The organism is Chloroflexota bacterium (assembly GCA_026710945.1).
Lineage (GTDB): Bacteria > Chloroflexota > UBA11872 > VXOZ01 > VXOZ01 > VXOZ01.
The window spans coordinates 91173-114166 of sequence record JAPOQA010000031.1 but is presented as its reverse complement, the minus strand read 5'-3'; the positions used below and the strand labels follow the sequence as shown (position 1 = coordinate 114166).

Annotated in this window: 18 protein-coding genes; 5 read left to right on the top strand and 13 right to left on the bottom strand. The window is 58.1% G+C overall.

Features of this window, described 5'->3' with window-relative positions; translation table 11 throughout:
- Positions 1-72 precede the first annotated feature (72 nt).
- Positions 73-921 (top strand): sugar phosphate isomerase/epimerase, encoded by an 849-nt coding sequence (locus OXE05_06640; protein MCY4436996.1) that lies wholly within the window; start codon positions 73-75, stop codon positions 919-921.
- A 73-nt stretch (positions 922-994) separates the two neighbouring features.
- Here OXE05_06640 and OXE05_06635 read toward each other — a convergent pair whose 3' ends face one another.
- Positions 995-1219 carry a hypothetical protein gene (locus OXE05_06635; GenBank protein ID MCY4436995.1) on the bottom strand — a complete coding sequence of 75 codons (225 nt, stop codon included), beginning with the start codon at positions 1217-1219 and terminating at the stop codon, positions 995-997.
- Positions 1220-1534: 315 nt separating this feature from the next.
- On the opposite strand from OXE05_06635, the gene OXE05_06630 reads away from it, so the two are divergent.
- Complete coding sequence (locus OXE05_06630; GenBank protein ID MCY4436994.1) at positions 1535-3241, top strand: cation:proton antiporter; 1707 nt, start codon at positions 1535-1537, stop codon at positions 3239-3241.
- 570 nt (positions 3242-3811) lie between these two features.
- Here OXE05_06630 and OXE05_06625 read toward each other — a convergent pair.
- Together OXE05_06625 and OXE05_06620 are read right to left on the bottom strand one after the other, a co-directional pair.
- Positions 3812-4315: a gluconate 2-dehydrogenase subunit 3 family protein gene (locus OXE05_06625; GenBank protein MCY4436993.1), complete on the bottom strand. Its 504-nt coding sequence runs from the start codon at positions 4313-4315 to the stop codon at positions 3812-3814.
- Positions 4312-5928, bottom strand: coding sequence for a GMC family oxidoreductase (locus tag OXE05_06620; protein ID MCY4436992.1), 1617 nt, complete (start codon positions 5926-5928; stop codon positions 4312-4314). Before OXE05_06620 ends, OXE05_06625 begins: the two co-directional genes overlap by 4 nt.
- 748 nt (positions 5929-6676) lie before the next feature.
- Here OXE05_06620 and OXE05_06615 point away from each other — a divergent pair.
- The 3 genes from OXE05_06615 (at position 6677) to alr (ending at position 9865) form a co-directional block, all read left to right on the top strand.
- A complete protein-coding gene (locus tag OXE05_06615; GenBank protein ID MCY4436991.1) occupies positions 6677-7555 on the top strand; it encodes an aldo/keto reductase in 879 nt (292 codons plus the stop codon).
- Between the two features lie 225 nt (positions 7556-7780).
- A complete protein-coding gene (locus OXE05_06610; protein ID MCY4436990.1) occupies positions 7781-8569 on the top strand; it encodes a class I SAM-dependent methyltransferase in 789 nt (262 codons plus the stop codon).
- A gap of 147 nt (positions 8570-8716) precedes the next feature.
- Positions 8717-9865, top strand: coding sequence for an alanine racemase (gene alr, locus OXE05_06605; protein ID MCY4436989.1), 1149 nt, complete (start codon positions 8717-8719; stop codon positions 9863-9865).
- Between the two features lie 125 nt (positions 9866-9990).
- Here the strand turns inward: alr and secF are convergent, their stop codons facing one another.
- The 10 genes from secF to OXE05_06555 form a co-directional block, all read right to left on the bottom strand.
- Complete coding sequence (gene secF / locus OXE05_06600; GenBank protein ID MCY4436988.1) at positions 9991-10884, bottom strand: protein translocase subunit SecF; 894 nt, start codon at positions 10882-10884, stop codon at positions 9991-9993.
- A 306-nt stretch (positions 10885-11190) separates the two neighbouring features.
- A complete protein-coding gene (gene hisG / locus OXE05_06595) occupies positions 11191-12207 on the bottom strand; it encodes an ATP phosphoribosyltransferase (GenBank protein ID MCY4436987.1) in 1017 nt (338 codons plus the stop codon).
- Positions 12200-13687 (bottom strand): histidine--tRNA ligase, encoded by a 1488-nt coding sequence (hisS, locus tag OXE05_06590; GenBank protein MCY4436986.1) that lies wholly within the window; start codon positions 13685-13687, stop codon positions 12200-12202. Before hisS ends, hisG begins: the two co-directional genes overlap by 8 nt.
- 14 nt (positions 13688-13701) lie before the next feature.
- On the bottom strand, positions 13702-15087 hold the full coding sequence (secD, locus tag OXE05_06585) for a protein translocase subunit SecD (protein MCY4436985.1): 1386 nt from the start codon (positions 15085-15087) through the stop codon (positions 13702-13704).
- Entirely contained in the window at positions 15084-16169 is a 1086-nt protein-coding gene (gene recA, locus OXE05_06580; GenBank protein MCY4436984.1) for a recombinase RecA, read from the bottom strand. Before recA ends, secD begins: the two co-directional genes overlap by 4 nt.
- A gap of 187 nt (positions 16170-16356) precedes the next feature.
- Positions 16357-17832: an FAD-dependent thymidylate synthase gene (locus OXE05_06575; protein MCY4436983.1), complete on the bottom strand. Its 1476-nt coding sequence runs from the start codon at positions 17830-17832 to the stop codon at positions 16357-16359.
- A gap of 297 nt (positions 17833-18129) precedes the next feature.
- Positions 18130-19473, bottom strand: coding sequence for a CdaR family protein (locus OXE05_06570; GenBank protein ID MCY4436982.1), 1344 nt, complete (start codon positions 19471-19473; stop codon positions 18130-18132).
- Positions 19474-19482: 9 nt separating this feature from the next.
- Positions 19483-20340 carry a diadenylate cyclase CdaA gene (gene cdaA / locus OXE05_06565; protein MCY4436981.1) on the bottom strand — a complete coding sequence of 286 codons (858 nt, stop codon included), beginning with the start codon at positions 20338-20340 and terminating at the stop codon, positions 19483-19485.
- An 86-nt stretch (positions 20341-20426) separates the two neighbouring features.
- Positions 20427-21389: an ornithine carbamoyltransferase gene (argF, locus tag OXE05_06560; protein ID MCY4436980.1), complete on the bottom strand. Its 963-nt coding sequence runs from the start codon at positions 21387-21389 to the stop codon at positions 20427-20429.
- 603 nt (positions 21390-21992) lie between these two features.
- Complete coding sequence (locus tag OXE05_06555; GenBank protein MCY4436979.1) at positions 21993-22889, bottom strand: radical SAM protein; 897 nt, start codon at positions 22887-22889, stop codon at positions 21993-21995.
- Positions 22890-22994 lie beyond the last annotated feature (105 nt).

Here is a 22994-nt window from a genome sequence, read left to right as displayed (position 1 = left end):
TCCGCGCCGTGGGACAATAGCTTCTTGTATAATACGCAGGGATAATTTGACTAATTAGAGAAGGGTACGACGATGAAAATTGGGATATTCACTGACGAGGTGCATCCGGACTTTGCCACTGGGCTGGGCGTGATGCGCGAGCACGGCATCATGTATGCGGAACTGCGCACGATCAACGGCACGAACCTGATGGACCTTTCACCGGATGGACTGGATGACGTGCAACGCCTCCTGAAGCAGAATGGCATCCAGGTCAGCGCACTCGGTACACCGATATTCAAGTGCCCGTTGGAGGGCCGGGAGCGCAAGATTGAAGGTGATACCTTCGGCGCGCAGGAAATGACGTATGAAGAGCATCTGGCGCTCTTGCCGCACTGCTTTGCGCTGGCCGAGCGCTTCGGTACGCGTGTGGTACGCTGCTTCTCTTTCTGGCGAGACGAGGATCCGGAGGAGGTATTCCCCAAGGTTGTGGAGCGGTTTGGGCCGGCGCTCGACATGGCCGCCAAGCATGGGTTCGACCTGTGCATGGAGAATGAGCCGACGTGCTACGCGGGTGTGGGCGAAGAGTCGCAGCGGCTAATCGAGGCAGTCGGTTCGCCACATTTGAAGGCAATCTGGGATCCGGGAAACTGCCTTTGGGCGGAGGAAGACCCGTATCCCAAGCATTACGCGGCAATACAGCCCCATCTGGCACACATGCACGTGAAGGATGCTCGTTGGGTAAACGGCGAGATAGAGGCCTGCCGGGTGGGCAAGGGCGAGACCGACTACGAAGGCCAGTTCCGCGCGCTGGCAAAGGACGGCTACGACGGCGTCTACACGTTGGAGATGCACTATCAAGTGGCAGGCGGGCCGCCGGAAGCAGCGGCAATAGAATCTGCCAAGGCGTTGCGGGAGATGCTGACGGCGGCGAGCGCGTAAAAAAGGAAGGGCATTGGCGCAACGCCAATGCCCTTCCTAAAGCTAAGTTTATACGAATTGTGAGCGGCTGATCCTAGTCAATCTCGGGAATGTCTAGATCCATGCCGGGATAGATAGTTTTCGGGTCTTCGCCATCGAAGCGCCACTTATTCTTTTGGAAAATCACGTCCCACTTGGCGGCATCGCCGTACTCGCGTTGTGCGATGTCTTGAAGGGATTCCCCCGGGCCGACTTTGATTGTCGTGCGGACCCCGCCACCAGACTTCTTCTTGCCAAACAACGCATCCAGGAAGCCCATCGCTCACTCCAATCTTTGCTGAGAATGCCTAGCCCCAGACTTCAACTTCCGCAAGAGAGTATAGCAGCTTCTCATTGGGTTGGCAATGCTGGTTTGCCGATCAGCAATAAAGCACTGACCATCCCCCAATGCGTCAATCGGTGGAGACCGAAGAGTATATGCGAGTGACGCGCCGCGAGCCATTGGTGAGAGTGACCGTCTGGTACCATGATGACGAGGAACCGCATCGTGTGCTCTGCCGCAATTCTCCCTAAGCAACGGCTCTGAATTGTGCTGAGAGCGAGCACAGTCTTTGAGTAGTGCAGGAGCACTGCCGTGCCTGACGTTTCATTAGTATTGAGTCTTTCCCTCGCCGTGCTCGCGGCCTTCTTGCTGGGTCTCGTCGCGCAGCGTATGGGGTTGCCCGTAATTTTGGGGTACTTGGTTGCGGGGATCGCCATTGGGCCGTTTAACCCTGTACTGCATGCCGATCAGCACGACGTCCAGGTGCTGGCAGAGATAGGCGTGATGTTCCTCCTCTTTGCTGTCGGCGCGGAGTTCTCGCTGCGTGAGCTGCGCCACCTGGGACGCATTGTTGTGCTTGGGGGCATTGGGCAGATTGCTCTGACGATGGCCATTGGACCCTTTGTCGGAAGCTTTCTTGGTCTTACTCTTGCGCAGGGAATTCTGTTGGGCGCCCTTGTCGCCCTCTCCAGCACCGTGGTAGTCATCAAAGTTCTCATGACCCGCGGGGAGTTGCAATCGCTTCACGGCCGCATTGCGCTTGGCATTCTCATTCTTCAAGACATTGCGGTTGTACCAATGGTCGTAATTCTCCCGGCATTTGCAGCGGGTGGCGAGGACGTGGTCTTTGACTTGCTCTTACTTGCCGGCAAGGCGGCCGCAGTCTGCATTGGGGCGTACTTCATCGGCGCGCGCGTGGCACATTGGCTGCTCACCCACATTGCCCACGGCGAGTCGCGTGAGCTCCTCATCCTCTCCGTTGTGGCGATCGCGCTTGGCACGGCGTTCTTAGCTCAATTCGTCGGTCTTTCGCTGGCATTCGGCGCTTTCCTGGCCGGGCTTGTCGTCGCGGAATCAGAATTTCGCACCCAAGTAGTGGCTGAGATTGTACCGCTGCGGGATCTATTCGCGTCGCTCTTCTTCGTTTCAATTGGAATGCTGTTTGACCCTGTGTGGCTCATCGGCAATTTGGGAGCGGTCGGTCTTACGGTTGCCGGAGCCGTTCTGGGCAAAGTGGTTATCTTGATGATACTGCTCCTTCTGCTGCGCGTACCGGCGCATGCTGCCGTTTGCGCCGCGCTGAGCTTGGGGCAGGTTGGCGAGTTTTCCTTTGTGTTGGCACAGATCAGTGTTGGAGCGGGAGCGTTGCCCAGCGGCATCTTCAACCTTGTCATCAGCACGGCGCTCATTAGCATTTTCTTGACGCCGTTTCTCTTGCTGCTCGAGCCGCCGCTTCTTCGCTTGCTGCGGGCTTTACCGGTCATTGGCGGGAGGTTTGCGGAACCGGATATCGCGCCCTATTGGGAGGGCCTGTTCCGCGGCCATGCGGTGATCTGCGGTTTCGGACGGGTCGGGCGGGAGCTCGCCGAGGCGCTTGACTTACAGAACATCCACTACGTAATTGTGGAATACAATCCGCTGACGGTAAGCGAACTCCGCGACAAGGGCGTGCCGGTGGTGTTTGGCGACGCGGGCAGTCCTGCGGTCCTTGCGCACGCCAAGCTAGAAGACGCGTCACTCTTGGCAGTGCTCGTTCACGATGACGTGGCGGCGGAAGTTGCCGTGCGCCACGCGCGCATTCTGAACCCGGGGCTCGACATTATTGCCCGGGCGAGCAGCCGGGAGGCAATCCAAAGATTGCGTGAAGCCGGAGCCTCAGACGTAGTGCAGCCGGAGTTCGAGGCTGGCGTTGAAGTGATCCAGCACGTCTTTCAGAAGTTCGAGATACATGGAGAGGAACTGGAGCAGCTTGTCGGTGAGCGTCGCTCCGCCTTCTACCGGCATTGGGAAGGCCCTTAAAGTTGGTGGCGGCGAAGACAGTTGGCGGGTGCCATGCAGAGCGGGCAGAAGCCGGCCACTTCTTGGGGCTCTCTCCACAGGAATATCCATCTGGGAGTACTTACGTATCCATTGCCGGGCATGGAAGACTGGAAAGGCCGGGAACCCCTCACCCCGACCCTCTCCCCAAGAGGCTGTCTCATAATTGGCCTTACCGAAGTATCCTGCCGTGCAGAGAGGCTAAGCGAGGTCTTGAGATAGACGTTTGTTGCTTTCTGGGCGTCGCATCAAGCTTTCAAGCTACCGGTTCCATCACTGTTACCACTCTGTCAATACGATCCGCCACTTGGTTGCGTTCCTCATTTTACCTACCGTGCTCTGTAGCGGAATTATGAGACGGCCTCCCAAGGAGAGGGAGTAAATCTAAAGCCTGTGGCCGACTCTCCTAAAGCCTGGGGCCGAATCTATAGAGGCTGGTCCCAATCGAAGGTCGCGGCGCCAGCACGAATAGACTACGTTTGGTCGCCGAGTACTGCCCAAGTGCGGTCGTGTTGACGGCATGGTCCGCGGTCTTCCCAACCAGATGTGCCGTCACGCGTCCCGCCAAATCTTGCCGCGTTGCTTCACGTTGGCCAGGAGCGCTTCGTCGAAGGGCGGTGGGGTGGGAAACCCTTCCGGCTGCGGTGGATTCCAGCCGAGAACGAGCAGCACGGCGGGATTTGTGTAGTAGGCGGTGTACGTTTGATTCAACAAGGTAGAAAAGAGGTCCTCGTGCGCCAATTCAACGGCACGGAGCACCTCGTCACGTTCAGCATTGGAAAGCGCTAGGAATGCAACATACGTGGATGCGGCATCGTCTACAGCGGATGCCTGCCGTCGCTCGCCGGCTGCCGCCTCGATAGCGTTCAGCGCGGCAAGTATGGGACGGCGCAGTGCAGCGCGCTCGCTGAGAAAGCGATCGAGCATGCTGGCGCATCCTGCGTCGCCTGCCCCCGGCATCTCGTCCTGCGCGGGTATCAACCGGTTTTGAATCGCTGCCAGGAGCGCTAGCTGTTCCTTAGTGAGAATCTCACCATCAACGTGTTGTTTGCTCATGATGCCACTTCCCGGAAGTTATGCTTCAACCAGTCGGAGACGTGGAGCGCCAGGGCCTGGATTGTACTGGTCGGGTTGACCGCAGCGGACGTGACAAAAAGACTCCCGTCCACGATGAAGAGATTGGGCACGTCGTGGGCGCGTCCGTATCGGTCTACAACCGAATTGGCGGGATCATTGCCCATGCGCGCGGTGCCCATCAAGTGCCACCCCGTTTCCCGCGTAAGCGGTTGGTTCAATACCTGTGTGGCGCCCGCGGCGTCCACAAGGTCCCGCGCCCGCGCAATGGCGTAATCCAGACTCCTTCTGCTGTTCTCACTCACTTTGTACACAATCCTCGGTGCCGGAATGCCATTGCTGTCCGTCAGGGTGGCATCAATTTCAACACGATTTTGCGCCTCGGGCAGGTCTTCGATCATGACGCCGATCGTAAGCGTGTGAGCGCTGCGCTCGCGTTGTACGCGATGGTGTTCCGAGCCCCACGGGATCTTTTCACCGGGAAAGTTGCCAAGAGCTGTGGAGAGAGGGCCGCTCTCTCGACCCATCTGGAGTTGAAATCCACGCACATAGCCTCTGCTTGTATCAGTCTCATAGAATTCCTGACAGTGAAGAACCATGCCGAGTGGGCCCACGTAACCGTTCAACGGTTCGGCAAAAACGCCAGTCACAAATGTCACGGGATGGAACATGAGGTGCGTGCCGACGAGACCGCTTGAGTTGGCGAGGCCGTGTGGGAAGAGACTGGACACTGAGTTGAGCAGCAGCCGCGGCGTGCCCACCCCGTTGCACGCGACGATGACGACCCGCGCGCGTTGTTGAGCAATGCCGCCATCTGCCGTGTAGTACACGGCGCCGCTGGCACGGCCACGCCGGTCCACGGTGATCTCCCGCACCCGCGCGCGAGTGATGAGGCGCACTCCCTTCGCCAGAGCCATCGGCCAGTACGTCACGTGGGCACTGGACATGGCGCCGCGCGGACACCCCATGTCGCACGGCCCGCAGTAATTGCACTCCTGCCGCCCTTCGCCAAAGGGCGCAGTAATGAGGGCGTTGTCAGTCGGCCACCAGTGCCAGCCCAGCTTTTCCAAGCCGCGAACATAAGCCTTGGTAGCGGCATCGAGACCGAGTGGCGGCGTTTGGCGGGGCGTGCGCTCCGGATTGGCGGGGTCACCGTTCAGACCCGAAACGCCGATGTTGGCATCGTTCTGCTCGTAATACGGCGCGAGGTCCCCATACGTCACAGGCCAGTCGTCGGCAACGCCGTCCAGCGTCTTTACGCGGAAATCAGAGGGCCGGAAGCGCGGAAAGTGACCGCTCCAGTGGATGGTGCTGCCGCCAACGGCATTGAACATGAGCGGCGTAATGGGGGTGTCATCGTTGTTGAGGGGGTAGTCCTCCGGACGCTGCCGCGCGTTGGGATCTTTGGCGAAGTCAGTCTGCCGGTGCAATTCCCAATCGACACTGCTATGAGGGTAGTCCGCAGGATCGACCCAGTCGCCTTGCTCCAGGCAGACCACGTCAAGTCCACCCGACGCCAATGACCACGCTGCCGCCGCGCCGGACGCGCCGGCACCGATGATTAGGACATCTGCAACGTCATGCGATTGCGCCACGCGAGCGTTCCTTTGCAGATTGTGCGCTTAGATTGAGGCTGGTGTCTTGCCTTAACTATCGGGCATAAAACCAAACTATCAGTCCCGTCTCGTACCACAAGTGGTGCAAGTGTAACAGAATCCATAGAACTAAGAAATGGTCTCTGCGGTCGGAATGAGTAGATAAGGATTTGATATCCCCGCTGGGCCGCATCTCTAGTTATTCCAAACGCAGCTTCAAACTGGGTTCGTGGAATCTAAGCATCCCGCACACGAAATTCTTCGTCGCTGCGCTCCTCAGAATTGTAAGTGTTGAGTAATTCGTTGACAGAATTTGCTTTCCCGAAGAAAGCGCTACAAGGCCTTGTCATTCCGAGCGTAGCGTCGAACAGGGTTCGCGGAATCTAGGGTCCCTGCTCAACACACTTTCACGGCCTCAGCACTCTAGATTCCGCGCTAAGAGCGACACTCCGCTACGCTCCGTTCGGAATGACATGTGTGTAGGTGAGCACAGAGTTCTACTCCCATGTTTCTTGTGCCAAATCTGTCAACGAATTACCTGACATTTACAAGAATGACATGCCGGGAATAGCCTTGCATGGTTGACAATCATATCTCTATATTCCAGGCTCAAGTCTACTCATAGGAATTTAAGAAGCGGTGAGTTTGGGATTGGACACTCTTGTTGGTGGTCTCGCGTATACTACTCGCAGTGAGGTGGCAATGGCTAGTCGTAGGTTGGCTCCTAATGGAATAGAGGAGAGCGCCAATGGAAACGCGCAAACTAGGCACAACCGGCATCGATGTCTCAGCCTTCGCGTTGGGAACCTGGGAACTCGGCGGGCTCTGGTGGGGACCGATAGATGCCGAAGATAGCGTCGAAATCCTGCATCGCGCCCTGGATCTCGGTGTCACCACCTATGACGCCTCCGACGCTTACGGCAACGGTCGCTCGGAAGTAATTCTGGGCGAAGCATTGCGCGGGCGGCGCGCAGACACGGTGCTCATCACGAAGGCGGGCTACCTGGTGGGCATAGATGGAGCGCAGGCGCTCTTTCAACAGCGGGGCGTGCCCCAGCCGCAATGCTATGAGCCGTGGTACATTCGCCACGAATGTGAACTGAGCCTGCGCCGCTTGCAGACCGACTACATTGACGCGTATCTCCTGCACGATCCGCCGGTGGACGTAGTCAAACGCGAAGAACCCTGGGAGACGCTGCGCGAACTGAAACAGGCCGGCAAGGTGCGCAGCATTGGGCTTTCGTCTTCCGTAGCGGCCTGCCTGGAGGCCGTGCGGCAGGGCTACGCAGACGTGGTTGAGGTCTCGTATAGCGTGGCGCTGCAAGAGGCGGCGGCAGAGCTCTTTCCGCTCTGCGCGGAGAAAGGGGTTGGCGTGTTGGCGCGGTCGCCTTTTGCTTCCGGGCGGCTTTTTCAGGACGCGGCAACTGTGGAACGCCTGACGGCGGCGCTCGTCAAGCCGCCGGTTGAGTCCCTGCACGCAGCCGCGATCAAGTTCGTGCTCTCCTATCCGCACGTGGCGGCGTGCATCACCGGCATGATGAACACGGAGGAACTTGAGGCAAACGTGGGCGCAGCCGAACCGCCGTTTCTTGCCGATGAGCAGAGGAAACTCGCTGAGGCGCCGTAACCAATCCGTTCCTGCGTCGTGCGCTGCATAGTGGTTTGTTGGGAACAAAATGGGTCAGCTGACGTGACTGTGGAGCCGTGATAGGCTAGAGCCAGCAGTGGAAGTCTCCGGCAAGATTTCGGCGTCCTTGCGGCGGTGAGGTGGCAGTTGTTGCGAGGTAGGTGAGCCGAAGCAAATTGCCGCGCCACTGCTGTTGACATAACGATAGAATCTGGGAGATCGCACATGAGCGAACAGGCACCATCGGATCAGGACGTACGACAGCACTTTACGGAGCGGGCGGCATCCTATACGGGCGGGCAGGGCGACACGGTGGAGGTGATGGTCGCCTTGGCCACGCCCGGAGCCGACACGACCGCGCTTGACGTGGCAACCGGCACTGGCTTGGTCGCGTTTGCGCTTGCCGCGGAAATCACGGGAAGCGGCTCAGTCATTGGCGTGGACTTCACGGCCGCCATGCTTGCCCGCGCCGCGGAGCAACAAGAGACGGACGGCGCGGTGGCAAGTGACGGGCAAATATCTTTTGCGGCGGCTGATGCGACGCGCTTACCGTTTGCCGATGGGATGTTCAGCGTTGTGACATGCCGCTTTAGCGTTCATCACTTTACGCATGCCATACCGGCTATGCAAGAAATGGCGCGTGTGCTCGCGCCGGGAGGCCGGCTGGTTATTGGCGAGTTCGGCATGCCGGAAGACCCGCAGAAAGCGGCGTACTTCAACCGCATGGAGCGCTTGCGTGGGCACTCCCACGTACAGGCGTTCAGCGAGAGTCAATTGAGCCGGATGATGGCGGACGTTGGCTGCCCGGTGCGAGACGCGCGCCTGCTGAAGCGGGAAATGCTGGCCAGTGAATGGTTCGAGACCGCCAACACCACTGATGAGAACCGCGAAATTGCGAGGAAAATGCTCTGGGACGGGCTGGAAGGTGACCTGGCTGGTCTCTCGCCACAGCGCGTTGGTGAAGACCTTCTCTTGACTCGACACGAGATCGTCCTCAGCGGCGTGAGAGCCTAGGATCGCGTCTCCCCTAATCCCCTTGCCCGAGGCAGCCCTTACCTTATGCGCCAAGAAGCGGGGGACAAGTCCCCGCGCTACAGCTTGTTGGCGAGGCTTGAGCCGGCACTGGCAAGAGTACATCAACCGAGTCTGGATGCTTAGACTATGGAACCCCTTACCTGGATAGAGATCAGCCGCGGCGCGCTGTGGCACAATATCACCGCGTTCAGACAACGGCTAAGCCCAGGGGCTTCTCTGTTGGCTGTTGTCAAGGCCAACGCCTACGGCCACGGACTGCGCGTTGTGGCTCGGAGCATCGCCGCTCATGTCGATTGGCTCGGCGTCAATACACTTGATGAAGCGTTGGCGTTGCACAACGACGGGATTACGACGCGCCACGGAGCCGGGCCGCTGCGGGTCTTGATCATGGGCTTTACCCCCCATAGCCGCGCCGCGGAGGTCGTGCGGCTCGGGTTTCGGCAGGTTGTCTTCGATCAAGCCGCCGCCGCGTGTCTGGCACAGGCCGCGGTGGCGCAGAACGTGACCGCCGCCGTGCACGTGAAGATCGAGACGGGCACGTACCGGCTGGGCGTTGGGTTCCAGGAGGCGCTCCCGTTTCTGCGGCAGTTGCAGTCCTTGCCTCATCTCACGGTCGAGGGCATCTACACCCACTTTGCGACGGCGGAAGATACGGCTGATGACTCCTATCTCCAATTGCAGATCAGCCGTTTTGCGGAGGCGCAGGCGGCCTTGGCACGCGCCGGGATGGGCGTAACATATCAGCACATGGCGGCAACGGCGGCGACAGTGGTGGCGCCGGCCGCGCACGGCAGGTTGGCGCGCATCGGCATTGGTCTCTACGGCTTGTGGCCGTCGCTGGACACGAAGATCGCTATGACAGAGCGCTCTGCGCAACCCCTGACGCTACGTCCCGTCATGCAATGGAAGACGCGTATCGTGCACATACAGAACGTGGCGCGTGGCGAGACCGTGGGGTATGGGCGCACGTATCGCACGCGGCGCGATTCAAACATAGCAGTCATCCCTGTGGGATACTCTGACGGCTATGACCGCAAGCTGTCGAATGTGGGAAAAGTTGCCGTGCGCCGCAGGCTCGCAGCCGTTGTCGGTCGCGTCATGATGAACATGACACTCATTGACGTAACCGACATTCCAGGGGTCCAGGTTGGCGATGAGGTAACGCTGCTGGGGACGGAGATCCCGGCAGAACACATTGCGACACACGTTGGGACGATCAACTACGAGATTGTGAGTCGCATCAACCCGGCTCTGCCGCGCATTGCAGTGCCTTAGTAGAACAAGAATGTCGTATTGGCGAGCAGTTGCGCATGGTGCTGTTGTCCGATAACGCGGGGCAACGGCGCAGGTTGCAAACCTGCGCTACCGGTGGTTGCAATGTTGTAGAACCACTAAGCGGTCTACGACGCCTCAACCTGACGCCGAGAGAAGACGTCCCAATCCACCAGCAGGCTCGCGGCAATGAAGATCGAGGAATAGGTACCTGTTGCCGTGCCGATCAGGAGCGCCAGGACGAAGTCCTTGATGGCCAGACCCCCAAAGAGGTAAAGCGCAAAGAGTGTAATGAGCAACGTGATGGACGTGTTCAACGAGCGGTCGATCGTCTGATTGACACTGAAGTTCACGACGGTGGGAAGGGGCGCATAGGCATATTTGGAGCGATTCTCACGCACACGGTCGAAGACCACGATCGTATCGTGCACCGAATAGCCGATGGCGGTGAGAATGGCCGTAATGAACATAGAGTCGATCTCTTTATTGACCAGGAAACCCAGCACGGAGAATACGCCCAACACGATCAATACATCGTGGACAAGCGCGCAGATCGCGCAGACGCCATAGCGGAAAGGTTGGGGTACGTGGCGAAACGCCCACGTGATGTACACAAGAATACCCACTGATGCTACCAGCACCGCGAGAATGGCTCTCTGGGTGAGTTCCCGGGCGATCACGGGTCCCACAGCTTCGAAGCGCAGCTCCTCAGCTTGGCCGTTTACCTCTTCCAGAGCGCCGCGCACGGCTTGCTTATCCTCCAGCCCAAGTTCCTTTGAACGGATAATGACCGTGCCCTCACCTGTCGCCTGCACAAGTGGCTCGCCAAGATTGAGGCTCAGGTAGACGCGCTTGATTTCCTCGGTAGTTGGTGTGGCGTCGAAGCGTAGTTCATAGATAGTACCGCCAGAAAAGTCGATACCTGGTTGCAAGCGGAAGAAGATGAGCGAAAGAATACTCGGAACGATTATTACCGCTGATACAACGTAAGCCCACTTCCTGCGGCCGACAATGTCAAACATTTGATGCAGCTACCCTGTCTTTCATGTGCGTGGTTTTAGGTCTGTCCCGCGCCGGCCGGTTTGCAACGGCCAGAGAGGTTGATTGGTTTGTCGCCATCGCTCCAGCGGGACTAGTGTCTTGCAAAGAGACACGATGGATTCCCGCGGAAGCGGGAATGACGGTTTGCGTTTTACGCATCTTCATTGCAATACCGTACACTATATCCCAAATCTGCGACGCTTGATTACTGCTTGTTTCACAGCCACGGCTCTTGTCCAATTCGGCCTTATGCTCACGGACGTTTCCCGCAGCGATAGCGCTGCTGCTCATTCTTCCAATTTCAGTGTCTGGAGAAGGCCGCGGTAAAGGGAACTCTCCCGCGCAAAGATGTAGTGCGGAGAGGTAACGGAGACGCTCATACAATCCGCTTGCCGCAAGCTTGCCACAGCAGAGAGCAAGTCCTTGGACTTTACCTGGACGGTTACCGCGAACCACGAATCGTCCTGCTCATCTCTGGCAAATACTCGAGCAATTGTTGGGCCGAGCAGACCGCCGACTTCCGGAAATGCCGCTAGCTTGGCCGCGATTGCCTCTGCAGAGTCTCCTTGCATGTTTGCGGTAAGCGTCGAGTATGGTTCGGCGCTTTGCGAAGCTTCTATGTGTTCCAGGATCTGCCGCAGCGCCTCCCGCTTGGCAGCGCTCGCGCGCAGTCGTTCTCGATTTCCGACAAGACATGCCTGCGTTTCCAAAATGACCCCATGTTCGATCATCTTGAGCCGGTTGTCTTTGAGCGTTGCGCCCGTGGAAACCAAGTCAACGATGATATCGGCATAGCCGAGAGTCGGCGCCGCCTCCAGACCGCCCTCGGCCTGCACAACCTGGAAGTACGTGATGCCCTGCTGGAAGAGAAACTGGCGAGTCTGGGAAGGAAAGGTCGTGGCAATGCGCAGTACCCGGCCTCTTTCGCGAAACTCTAGCGCCACTTCGGCAAGGTCGGTCAAGGTACGAACGTCTATCCATTCCTCCGGTACCGCAATGGCGAGTCTCCCCTGGGAGTACCCCAGGTCTTCCGCGACGACCACGAGATTGTCGCCTTCTTGCCGCATTTCAGACAGAATGTCAAAGCCGGTAATGCCGGCGTCGGCGTCACCGTTGCGAATTTGCTCGACCATTTGCCACGCGCGCTGAAAGAGGATCGCCACGTTGGGAACTGTCGGGAACGTCGCTTCATATGCGCGCGAATTTGGACGCACGACGTCAAGGCCGCACCTGGCGAAGAAATCCAGTGTTTGCTCCCCAATGCGGCCCTTGCTTGGCACGAGCAGACGCAGCGCTTCAGCCATTGAGCACCTGCACCACTTCACCCAATGAAAGCGCTTGTTCGGTGGCTTCGGATAGATTACGCAGGATTGCGGTGTCATTTTTGTCCTCTACTAAGAGGACAAAAGGGATTCCCCTCCGATTGGCGTAGCCAATGCGCGCACGCTCGGCGCGTTGCCGCAGGTCGTGTTCCGCGCTGATGCCCTGTTCCCGGAGCCGCTGCGCTGTTTGCATGCTGGCGTGTGTGGCGCCTGTGCTGGCTGCAGCCACAAGCACCTGCGTTGGCGGCGGAGCCGGCGGCGCAGCGCCTTGCTCGTCCAAAGCCAGCCGGAGGCGCTCCAGGCCAAACGCGAATCCCACCGCCGGAACGGACTTGCGCCCGCCAAGGGATTGCACAAGTTCGTTGTAGCGGCCGCCGCCACACAACTGGCTCTGGCCTGTTGAGTCGTACAGCTCGAACACCACATCGGTGTAGTAATGGAGGCCGCGCCCGAGAGCGAGTTGCACTTGCACGTGAGAATCCTCAATGCCATAGGCATGGAGCGCCGCCACCACATCAGTAAGGCGGCTAAGGGGCTGGTCGCCTAAGCCAAATGACTCCAGAAACTTTCGTGCGCGTTCCAGCACTTCCCCTGGTGCTCCCGAAAGGTCGTGCAAGCCTTGGATAAACTCAAATGCGCGTTCCAGCCGCTCATCTTCATCGGAAGCGCGTTGTTTGCGAAACATCCGGCCGAGTATTGCCTCTGCCGGTCGGCTGCCGTCGAGCTCGATTCCCATCTCCTGCAACGATGCGCGCAGCGTGGCTTGTGCCTGCTCCTCGGAGCCGGTAAAGGACTCTTGTGTCGTTGCTGCGGCCCGCCGGTTAGGGTGGATCTCTTCCAGGCGCTTGCGCACGTAGCCCAGGCCCCGCCCGGGCCTCCCCACGTCTTCCATGCTGTCGAGGAGAAAGTGCCGCAAACGGGTCGAAAGTCCCAAGCTGCCAAGTAATTCCAAGAGAATGCCAACGTGACCGATAACGAGCCGGTATTGTGCGATGCCAAGTCTTTTGAGCGTCCAACACGCTAACGCTATCACCTCGGCATCGGCGGACGGCCCGTCACTACCAAGTAGCTCTACGCCTGCCATCGAGAACTGGCGAAAACGCCCGCGTTGCGGTTTTTCGTAGCGGAACACCGGCCCAGAGTAGGCATATCGCAGCGGGAAAGTGGAGTTCTGATCGTTTCCCAGGTAGTAGCGAACGATTGAGGCGGTGAGTTCCGGGCGCAACGCCAAGCGACGTCCGCCGAAGTCTTCAAAGGTGTACATCTTGGAGATTGTCTCGGCGCCGGACTTGCGCAAGTAGAGATCAGCCTGCTCCACCAGCGGCACTTCGATGGGGACATAGCTTGCGAGTTGGAAGGCATCGAGCAGAGATTGCCGCAGTTGAGCTTGCACGTGGGTCTGCTGGGAGTCGAGGTCCAGCATCCCACGAACAGAGTCTATGGGGCGAGATTCTAGCGACATCGAGGATTCACTACTTATGGTTCCGTTGCTTGCTGCGGCGGTGTTTGGCGAGGCTCGGGAGATGGCTCTTCTTCCTGACCAACACCATAGAGCCACGGATGGTCGCGCAGTTGCGGGAGGCGTACCACGACGTAAAGAAACGTGCGCGTTATCGTAATCGCCGTAAACATGCTTATGATTACGCCGATCGCAAGTGTGACGGCGAAACCACGCACGATGCCCGTACCAAAATAGAAGAGCACGGCGCACGTAATCAACGTGGAAATATTGGAGTCTCGGATCGACGTCCAAGCACGATCGAAGCCGACGTCAAGGGCGGAGCGCAAGGATCTGCCCCGGCGCAGCTCTTCCTTCAGACGCTCGAAAATCAGGATATTGGCATCCACAGCCATACCAACGGAGAGGATGAATCCGGCGATACCTGCGAGCGTGAGCACGACCGGCCACAGCCGGAAGATACCAAGCACTAAGAGCGCGTAGATCAGCAGGGCGACAACTGCTACCAGGCCGGGCATACGATAGTAGATCAACATGAAGGTGGCAACAAGCGCCAAGCCGATAATTCCGGCCCGGAGGCTGCGGTCAACCGAGTCTTGGCCCAACGTAGGGCCAACGGTTCGGTTCTGTGCTATTTCCAGCGGTACCGGCAGGGCGCCGTACTTCAGTTTGATGACAATATCACGCGCTTCTTCCAGGGTGAAGTTCCCCGTAATGCGACCGCGGTTTGAGATGGTACTCGAGATCGTAGCAGCAGAGATTAGGTAGTTGTCGAGCGTAATGCCCAGCCAGGTGCACGGTGAGCCGCCTGAGCGTACACAGACGTTTTGAGACGTAAACTCTTCGAAGATTACCGCGCCTTCATCTTTGAGTTCAAAGTTGATCTGCGGCAGGCTGCGCTCATCGAAGCCGACTTCCGCAGACTCAACCATAGCCCCGGTGAAGAGCCTCCGATACTGCTCACCTTCAACGAGCCCGCCTACCTGAATGGGTGGGACTGAACTTCTGCCAAGGTCAACGAAGGCAAGTTCGCCGGTTTCGCGGAAGAGTGCGATGGCTTCATCCGGGTTAGCTACGCCGGGTAGTTCGACGATGATGCGGTCGGTGCCCTCCAATTGCACGATGGGCTCCGAGACACCCAAGGCATTCACGCGTTCGGCAATGATACCCCGTGTGGCTTCCATGTGGTCGGACGTGATGTTCTGATCTTCCGCGGGAGTGGCTCGCAACACTACATGGAGACCGCCCTGCAGGTCGAGGCCTAAGTGATAGCGGAGGTCGCGCACAAGGCGCGAATTGCCGATACCGAGGTTGAGACCTGGATTGCCGGGCCAATTGACATAGCTTGCCAGCGAGACGAATACGACAATGAATGCCAGGGTAATGTAAAAGCGTCGGTTCATTGCGCTGCAGTCTCGGTGTCTGCCATCGCCTCGACAACCTCGTCCGCGGGAGTGTCGGCGAGGGATGCCTGTGCTTGTGTGCGCACTGCCAGTTCAATTGCTTCTGCGATGTCGGTATTCTCTTTGAGGAAATTGCGGACGTTTTCACGCCCGAGGCCGAGGCGCGTGTCACCATGCGAGTAGTGCGCCCCTGCCTTGCGCACGATGCCATACTCGGTCGAGAGGTCGATGAGATCGCCCAGCTTGGAAATCCCTTCGTCGAACAAAATGTCGAATTCGCACGTTCGGAACGGCGGCGCCACCTTGTTTTTCACGACCTTGGCGCGCACGCGGATGCCTACCTGCTCCTGTCCGCTCTTCACGTAGTCAACACGACGAACGTCTACGCGCACCGACGAGTAGAAGCGGAGCGCGCGCCCTCCCGGCGTGGTCTCCGGGTTGCCGAACATCACGCCGATCTTCTCGCGCACTTGATTGATGAAGATGACCACTGTGCGCGAACGGCTGATTGCGGCCGTAAGCTTGCGGAGCGCCTGGGACATCAGCCGCGCTTGCAAGCCCATGTGGGCGTCGCCCATTTCGCCTTCTATTTCGGCTTTCGGTACCAAGGCCGCTACAGAGTCGACCACTATTACATCGACGGCATTGCTGCGCACCAGCATCTCGGCGATTTCCAAAGCTTGTTCGCCATTGTCCGGCTGGGAAACAAGTAGCTCTTCAATGCCAACGCCGCACTTAGCGGCATAGGTGGGATCGAACGCGTGCTCGGCATCCACAAAAGCAGCAGTGCCACCGAGTTTCTGCGCTTCAGCCACGACGTGCTGGGCCAGGGTAGTCTTGCCGCTGCCCTCATTGCCGTAAATCTCGACGACGCGGCCCCGGGGCAAGCCGCCTACTCCCAGCGCCAGGTCCAGCGATAGTGAGCCGGTAGGAACGACAGCAACAGGCACACCTGCCTCTTCGCCCATGCGCATGATCGAGCCTTTGCCGTAACGACGCTCAATCTGGCTGATCGCGGCCTGCAGAGCCTGGGTACGTCCCTCCACGCCATTTTCTTCAGTAGTCTTCGTTCGCCTAGCCATGGTAATGCACCCACTCCTTGATCTGTGGGATTCCGATTATTCTATCGTGTAAGTTAAATTCAGCATTCTCCATTATAGGCAATTTCCGTAGTGAAGCCCAATTGGAAGGAACGAAGAGCACGCGCGGAAGGCCGGTTAGCCTTCAGGCTTGAAAGCGGGCACGCTGACTTCGAGGTTGGCGCAATTCCTACGTCAAGATGGAAGTATCCGGCAGTACGGCGGCAGTACCGTCCTTGAATGAGTCACGCCCGCCGCAAGCCAATCCCACGTGCGGATGAACGCGCGACACGGCGGCGGCAATCGCATCGGAGATGTTGCGAATGTCCCACTGCGCGTGGCGGTCGCTGCGAATACGGGATATTTCCACGACTTCGCGCGCGTTGAGGTCTGCCAGGATGCGGAGGTTGTGCCCGTTGGCAAGTACGATTTCAGCACGCTTGTCGGCGCCAAGAGCGTGGTACGTCTCTTCCAAGAGATCGAGCGTGCGATTGTACTCGTCTGCAAAGCCGGCATTCCGAATAAGCGGCGGAAGCGTGCGCCCATGCGTGGGGCTGTGGGACTGAGAGATCTCAGTTTTCATGCGGTGGCGAATGAACTGGTGATACGCGGCTTCCGACATCACCAATTCAAACTGGTAGCGAAGGAATTCGAATTCGCGTAGCACAGTGTCGTGGGCATGCAGTCCGCGGTAGGCAGACCGGATGAATTGGCCCACTTGGTCGGCATCAAGGCGTGCTATCGCCTGCTGCGCGTCGGCAAGAGTCGTTTGTGAATTGTGAAACAACAGCGCCGCGGCTACGTGCCGCTCACCGTCCGGATCATAGCCTACGAGCCGCACCGGGTCTTTGGCTGTCGGTTGTGCGGGCCGGTCGGCCCTGGGAGAATTGCGGACATTCGGCGCCGGGGCAATGCCAAGCGCCGCTGCCGCTTTCCGAATGGCATCGCGTCCACTCTGAGGGTAAGGCAGTGCACGGATATACTTTTCCGGAAAGAGCGAGGGTGCAATCGGATGGAGGCTGGCAAAGAGCTTCTCACCGGTTTCACGGAATTCAGGGAGCGGTGATGAGAGCAGCCGCGTGATCATAAGGGCGAATTCACGCGCGTTCGTCGTTACCCCCACTTGGGTTGTCTGCGCCAGGGGCAAGACGTAGCGCGCGTCCTCCGTGGCACGGCGTTCAGCCGAGGAAGCGCGCATGCGGGGATACTTTTCCAGAAGATAGGCGGTGCAGCCGGCATAGAGCTTGCGATAGGCTGTGTAGCTCTGGGCTACTGCCTGTTCGAAGAGGCGCCGCGACTTGCCGCGACGGTATTCCCTAGGCAAATAGAATTGGCGCGGCACTTCCTCAAAGGGGATATACCGTCCGCTGTGCTGCGTGTACGCCGCCAGCCGGTGCTGCACGATTTCCAGCGAAAGCAGACGGGGGATGTCCCAAATGGCGGCGCTGAAACAACCATGTTCCGCGACGCTATTGTGCCCGTATTCGTACACAACTCGCTGGTTGCGCAGACGGGCCATGGCTGTGTTGTCGCGCGCTTCTTTGATGAGTTGGGGCACAGGCGTCGGGTCACGACTGATGCGCGCCATGCCGGCCGTGATAGCTTCAGGGCTTCTTGCCGCCCGCCCGACAATTTGCACGCGGGGCGTGTACGACCACTTGACCACGATGTCGGCTTATCTCTCTAAGGTACGTAGTTCAGGCAGGGGAAGCCATGGAAAACCATACAAGGAGGGGCGCAAGAAACAACCGTCTTGCCTCTCTCCAAGCGTCCGTTCAGTATAGCATCCTGCGGCACTCACCCAAAGATGGCCCGAGGGATTCAAGCCTCGAAATGGAGACGATAGACTGCCCTATAGCAGGAAACGACCAAGAGAGAAAAACGTGTCGCGACGTGTGACAAGCGCTCTGTCTTGCGAAGAGTCCGCGCATCGTGATGCGCAGTGTGGGCCGGCATCCCAACGTCAGCGGCGCAAAGTGGCGGACGCATCAGGGGCCGGTGTCGGCGTAGCAGGCGGCGGCTCTTCTGTCGGAGTTGGAGATTCAGCAGGCACTGGGGCTGGTGCAGACGTCGTCTGGTCACGCACGACCACGATAAATTGCGATGGATTGATACTCTCAACCTTCACATCGGTGGGCGCGTTCGTGTCAGGCGACAACGCGTAGGAGCCGGGGCCCAGACCACTGAGGTTCAAAGACACGATCACGCTGCCGTGCTGAAGTTCTCGGAGCAAGGGCGCCAGACCGCCGAGCGTTACCGACGCAGTGGGAGGGAACACCTCTATTTCCAAACCTGGCCGCAGATTCAAGGCGGTTACGGCGACCTGGGTCTGCACGCTTGCCACAATAGGCACAACATATATGGTGACCACTACTTCATTGGAGCCTGCGACTGCTACACCCGGCGGTTGCACCAACTCAAGTGTTTGTGTAACCGTTCCTGTGGCTCCCTCGACGCTAATGGTCTCGGTAGACAGATAGAGCAGGCCATTAAGCACTTCAGGCGAGCCAATGAGTGTCGCCGTGGCCGGTGTGGTGAGATAGCGTGAGAGCAAGTAGCCTGGCGCAGGCTGGCCCACAATATTGACACGAACGGGGACGTCTTTGTTTGTTATTGCTAGCTCTACCGGTACCGTCACCTGAACCACAGGTGGATCAAGCTGCACTCCGGTTACGTCTTCTCCTTGGGCGTCGCGCGGTATTGCTCGCTTTGTGAGATTGACGGTACTGCGCACTTCATCCATCTCCACACTGACCCAAACCGCATCGACTAAGTCCACCCGAGAGGACGGTCCTATTATGCTAACGAGGTCTGGCAGCAACTCTGGGAGTTGAAATCTGTAGCCCTCCGGTGGGTCACCCACGAGGTCTACGCGCACCGGCACCTCTTTTTCTCTTCGCTCCTCTAATGAAACCGTTATGGTCTCCGGGTCAGTTGCGATGATGCTAATGCGTCCGTCAGAACTAGCAACTTCGATAGGTATCTCGTGCAGGCCGACACCAACCGCAAAGAGATCCACCACGGCGCTGAACTTGTCGGCGGTCAGGGACTCCCAAATGTCACGCGGGGCTGCTATGCGCAAGCGTACCGTGCTCGGCGCGGTACGGCTCACTACCAAGCCATCGCCTAGGCGGCTTGTTTCAACTGGGATCTCCGCGCTAAAGAAGCCCTCACGCACGGGATTCTGCTCTCCGGTGAACAAGATCCACAATGTAATTGAGATCGCCAAGGCAAGCAGAAACCGCACACCTAGAGTGTGGGTAGTGAAGCGAACTAGGAGGGGCAAGAGAGAGCGTATTCTGGTCATGCGTAATGGTTACTTTAGGACTTTGCGCTCGCGTTGGCTTCGCGACAGGGAGCGGAACGGCAGCCATGGCAGTGTCGTCGCACTTCGCTCCTCGCGAAAGAGACCTTGGAGGTATGTTTGCAGCTTTTCCTCGTCTAAGTTCCGCAGGAGCGTGCCGCCGTGGGCCACCGAAATTACGCCGCTCTCCTCTGAGACGGCAATGGCGATGGCGTCGGTCACTTCGCTTACGCCAATAGCTGCCGCATGGCGTGTGCCTAGCCCTTCTCCTTGCGGCACGTTCTCTGAGAGAGGCAGCATGCAAGATGCCGCCACAATGCGATCGCCGCGAATGATGACGGCTTTGTCGTGCAGTGCCGAGTTCGGATAGAAAATCGTCAACAACAGATCTTCGCTTACCTCGCCTTCGATGCGGTGGCCTGTCTCTACCAGGTCCTCCAAGCCGGTATCGCGTTCAATCGCGATGAGGCCGCCCCAGCGCTTCTCAGAGAGCCGACCTGCTACACGAGAAAGCACGTCGAGGGCGGTGGAGACGTCTTCACTATTGGGAATGTAGCGAGCGAGCGGGTGGGTGCCTCGTCGACCGACTCGCTCCAAGAATCGGCGGAGCTCCGGCTGAAAAATGATGGGAATCGCTATGACAAGTGCGGATAACATGCTTCGCAAGAGCCAATCGAATACCAGCAGTTGTAGGATATTGCCTATGATGAAGGCAATGACGAGCAGAACGACGATTCCGCGCACCAACTGGTCCGCGATTGTCCCGCGAACGATCGTAAAGACGATGTGAATGATGACGGCGACGAGAAGGATGTCGAACGCCGCACTAATGTCTAAGCGAGATTGGAGCCAAAGAAGGTCTTCTACCACGCGTCACCTCTAAGACTGGGCCTCTATCTTATGTGATCCCTCTGCCCCTTGGGAGTAGTGTCGGCCGCGGTGCCTGGAGACGGCACTCAGTGAGACTGAGGGACCCCACCGACTAAGAGCTCCAGTAACACCGCCTTCTGGGCGTGGAGCCGATTCTCTGCCTGATCGAACACCACCGATTGGGGCCCGTCCATCACTTCATCAGTGATTTCCATGCCGCGGTGCGCTGGAAGGCAGTGCATTACGATTGCGTCCGATCGTGCATAACTAAGCAGTTCTGTGTTCACCTGAAATGGTGGAAAGACACGTTCGCGCTCGGCTGCCTCCGCCTCCAATCCCATGCTCACCCAGGAATCTGTGTAGAGAACGTCAGCGTCTCTTACCGCAGCTATCGGATCAGAACAGAGTTCCAGTGTCGCGCCCGACTGTTTGGCAAGGCCGTGAGCTCGCGCAATGATGTCGTCTGGAGGCAAATAGCCCTCCGGGCATCCGACCGCAAGGTGATAGCCAAGTTTGCCGGCGCCGAAGAGAAGGGAGTTGGCAACATTGTAGCCGTCGCCAATATAGGCGATCTTGCGTGAGGAAAGTTCCCCTTTGTGCTCTTGCATCGTGAGGACATCAGCCAGTATCTGGCAGGGGTGTGTGTAATCGGAAAGACCGTTGATAATAGGGATGCTGGCATGCTCTGCCAGGACCTCCAGCGTGGAATGCGCAAATACCCGCGCCATGATGACGTCTACCCAGCGTTCCAAATTCTGGGCAACGTCCGGAACGGTCTCGCGCACGCCCATTTGCAGATGCTCGGCGGCCAGGTCCACTACTTGTCCACCCAACTGCTGCATACCAATGGCAAAGGTGGCGCGTGTGCGCAGGGAGGGTTTTTCAAAGATCATGGCGAGCGTATGTCCCACGAGCGGACGATCGTCGGCTGCGGGTACGGAGCCCGCCTGCGCGTGCTTGGCAGACTTCAGAGACTTTGCGGTGTCAAGTATCTGGTGAATTTCAGATGCTGAGAGGTCAGCGAGCGTAAGGAGGTCTCGACCTTTCAAGGATGGATGCTTCTTTCATCATTGGGTCTGAGGGACGGAAAACAGGAATCAAAGGTCTCAGATCGAACGTATGAGGGAACAAGAGTACAAAGGGAAGGATAGAAGAATTATATCAGTTCCGGCCAAGTGGTACAAGCTTTGATTGGCCCTCGATAGCTGCTGAGGCTGCTCCTATTGCTTACATCATCTGCATCCAAACGTGTGAATTCGTTTTCTAGCTGATGTTCCCAACCGTCTAGATGGTCGAGCCACGCGCGCTGATCCCTGTAGGCGTCGTTGTTCGGATTCAGTTGGCTTGCGTGATTGTCAAGATCGCCATGCTAACTCATGTTAGCGCCTCCAAACTGCGTAAACTGTTTGCACACAAATCATGAACCTAGATGGCGCCGTATGTGCCGAGTTGTCAGTATTAGGATTGACGACTATCCGATACCGAATTCACCAGCACTAGCTCCGGTGCAGGCTTCACTGGGTTTTCAAAGAAAAGAGCAAGGCCGGCGAAGGATGTTTGCGTGCACAAGACTCTTAAGTCTCTAAACCGGCAATTGCTACTCCAGAATGCAACACTTGACTAGCCGAGTGCGATCGACTATCGCGAAGAGCTTACATTATGCCGAGGGGTAACTGCTCAGGTTCCGGTCTTGGAGAGTGGGTGAGTTCTCGCTTGTCTAGCGCGTAGCGCTGTTGCAGTAGGGTGACATAATCGTATAGCGGTTCGGTATAGCGATCAGCCGCATAGCGACCGGGATAGAGCTGTCGATAGGTGCCGAGGAGCCCCGGGTGTTCGGTCCGAAGATACTGCAAGAAGTGCTCCTTGACGCCGACACCTAGGTTGAGCACGTTCGCCGCCAGAAAGCAGGCGTTGTGTTCTGCGGCCGCGCGGGCAACGGACTCCAGGTTCTCTTTTGTTGCTGTGAGGCCCGGTATGATGGGGGCAAGCAGAACGCCGGTGTGGACACCGAGTGCCGCGAGCCGCTGCATTGCACGTAGCCGCTGTTCCGGCGGCGCCGTGCCGGGTTCAAGTTCTCGCCACAGTGTCCGCTCCAATGTCGTAATGCTGAAATTCACCGTACACCCCAGACTCATCGCTAATTCAGCGAGAATATCCGCGTCACGGACGACAAGCGAGGACTTAGTAATGATGGACACCGGCGTGCGGAAGGCGAGGAAGGCTTCCAATGCGTCGTGAGTCAACCGGTACTTGCCTTCGATCGGCTGGTACGGATCAGTAGCCGTACCGATAACGACGCGGTGACGCCGCCAGCTTGGTGCGGAGAGTTCCAGGCGCAGCACATCCGCTATATTCGCTTTGACGAAGACTATTGAAGAAAACTCTTCATCAGCATTGAGATCATAGAAAAAGTGTGTGCTGCGAGCGAAGCAGTAGTGGCAGCCATGGGTACATCCCCGGTAGGGATTGAGACTCCAGCCGAAAGCCATGCCTCGTACGCGCGTGAGCGCAGTCTTGCACTGCACTTCTTCGTAGAGCGCCTGTGGCATACTCGTTCCTAGTGATCCGCCACCTCTTCAATTCCATAGAGGGCTTGTTGAGGAGCGGCAACGTCGAGTCAGTCTCCGTACGTGAAAGTACTTATACAAGAGAAG

What these genes read in the sequence shown, in the direction of transcription:
- OXE05_06570 (MCY4436982.1), bottom strand. Translation starts at nt 19,473, where the DNA reads ATGACCAGAATACGCTCTCTCTTGCCCCTCCTAGTTCGCTTCACTACC.
- OXE05_06640 (MCY4436996.1), top strand. Translation starts at nt 73, where the DNA reads ATGAAAATTGGGATATTCACTGACGAGGTGCATCCGGACTTTGCCACT.
- hisS (MCY4436986.1), bottom strand. Translation starts at nt 13,687, where the DNA reads ATGTCGCTAGAATCTCGCCCCATAGACTCTGTTCGTGGGATGCTGGAC.
- secD (MCY4436985.1), bottom strand. Translation starts at nt 15,087, where the DNA reads ATGAACCGACGCTTTTACATTACCCTGGCATTCATTGTCGTATTCGTC.
- hisG (MCY4436987.1), bottom strand. Translation starts at nt 12,207, where the DNA reads ATGGCTGAAGCGCTGCGTCTGCTCGTGCCAAGCAAGGGCCGCATTGGG.
- secF (MCY4436988.1), bottom strand. Translation starts at nt 10,884, where the DNA reads ATGTTTGACATTGTCGGCCGCAGGAAGTGGGCTTACGTTGTATCAGCG.
- OXE05_06555 (MCY4436979.1), bottom strand. Translation starts at nt 22,889, where the DNA reads ATGCCACAGGCGCTCTACGAAGAAGTGCAGTGCAAGACTGCGCTCACG.
- OXE05_06610 (MCY4436990.1), top strand. Translation starts at nt 7,781, where the DNA reads ATGAGCGAACAGGCACCATCGGATCAGGACGTACGACAGCACTTTACG.
- OXE05_06635 (MCY4436995.1), bottom strand. Translation starts at nt 1,219, where the DNA reads ATGGGCTTCCTGGATGCGTTGTTTGGCAAGAAGAAGTCTGGTGGCGGG.
- OXE05_06625 (MCY4436993.1), bottom strand. Translation starts at nt 4,315, where the DNA reads ATGAGCAAACAACACGTTGATGGTGAGATTCTCACTAAGGAACAGCTA.
- alr (MCY4436989.1), top strand. Translation starts at nt 8,717, where the DNA reads ATGGAACCCCTTACCTGGATAGAGATCAGCCGCGGCGCGCTGTGGCAC.
- OXE05_06615 (MCY4436991.1), top strand. Translation starts at nt 6,677, where the DNA reads ATGGAAACGCGCAAACTAGGCACAACCGGCATCGATGTCTCAGCCTTC.
- recA (MCY4436984.1), bottom strand. Translation starts at nt 16,169, where the DNA reads ATGGCTAGGCGAACGAAGACTACTGAAGAAAATGGCGTGGAGGGACGT.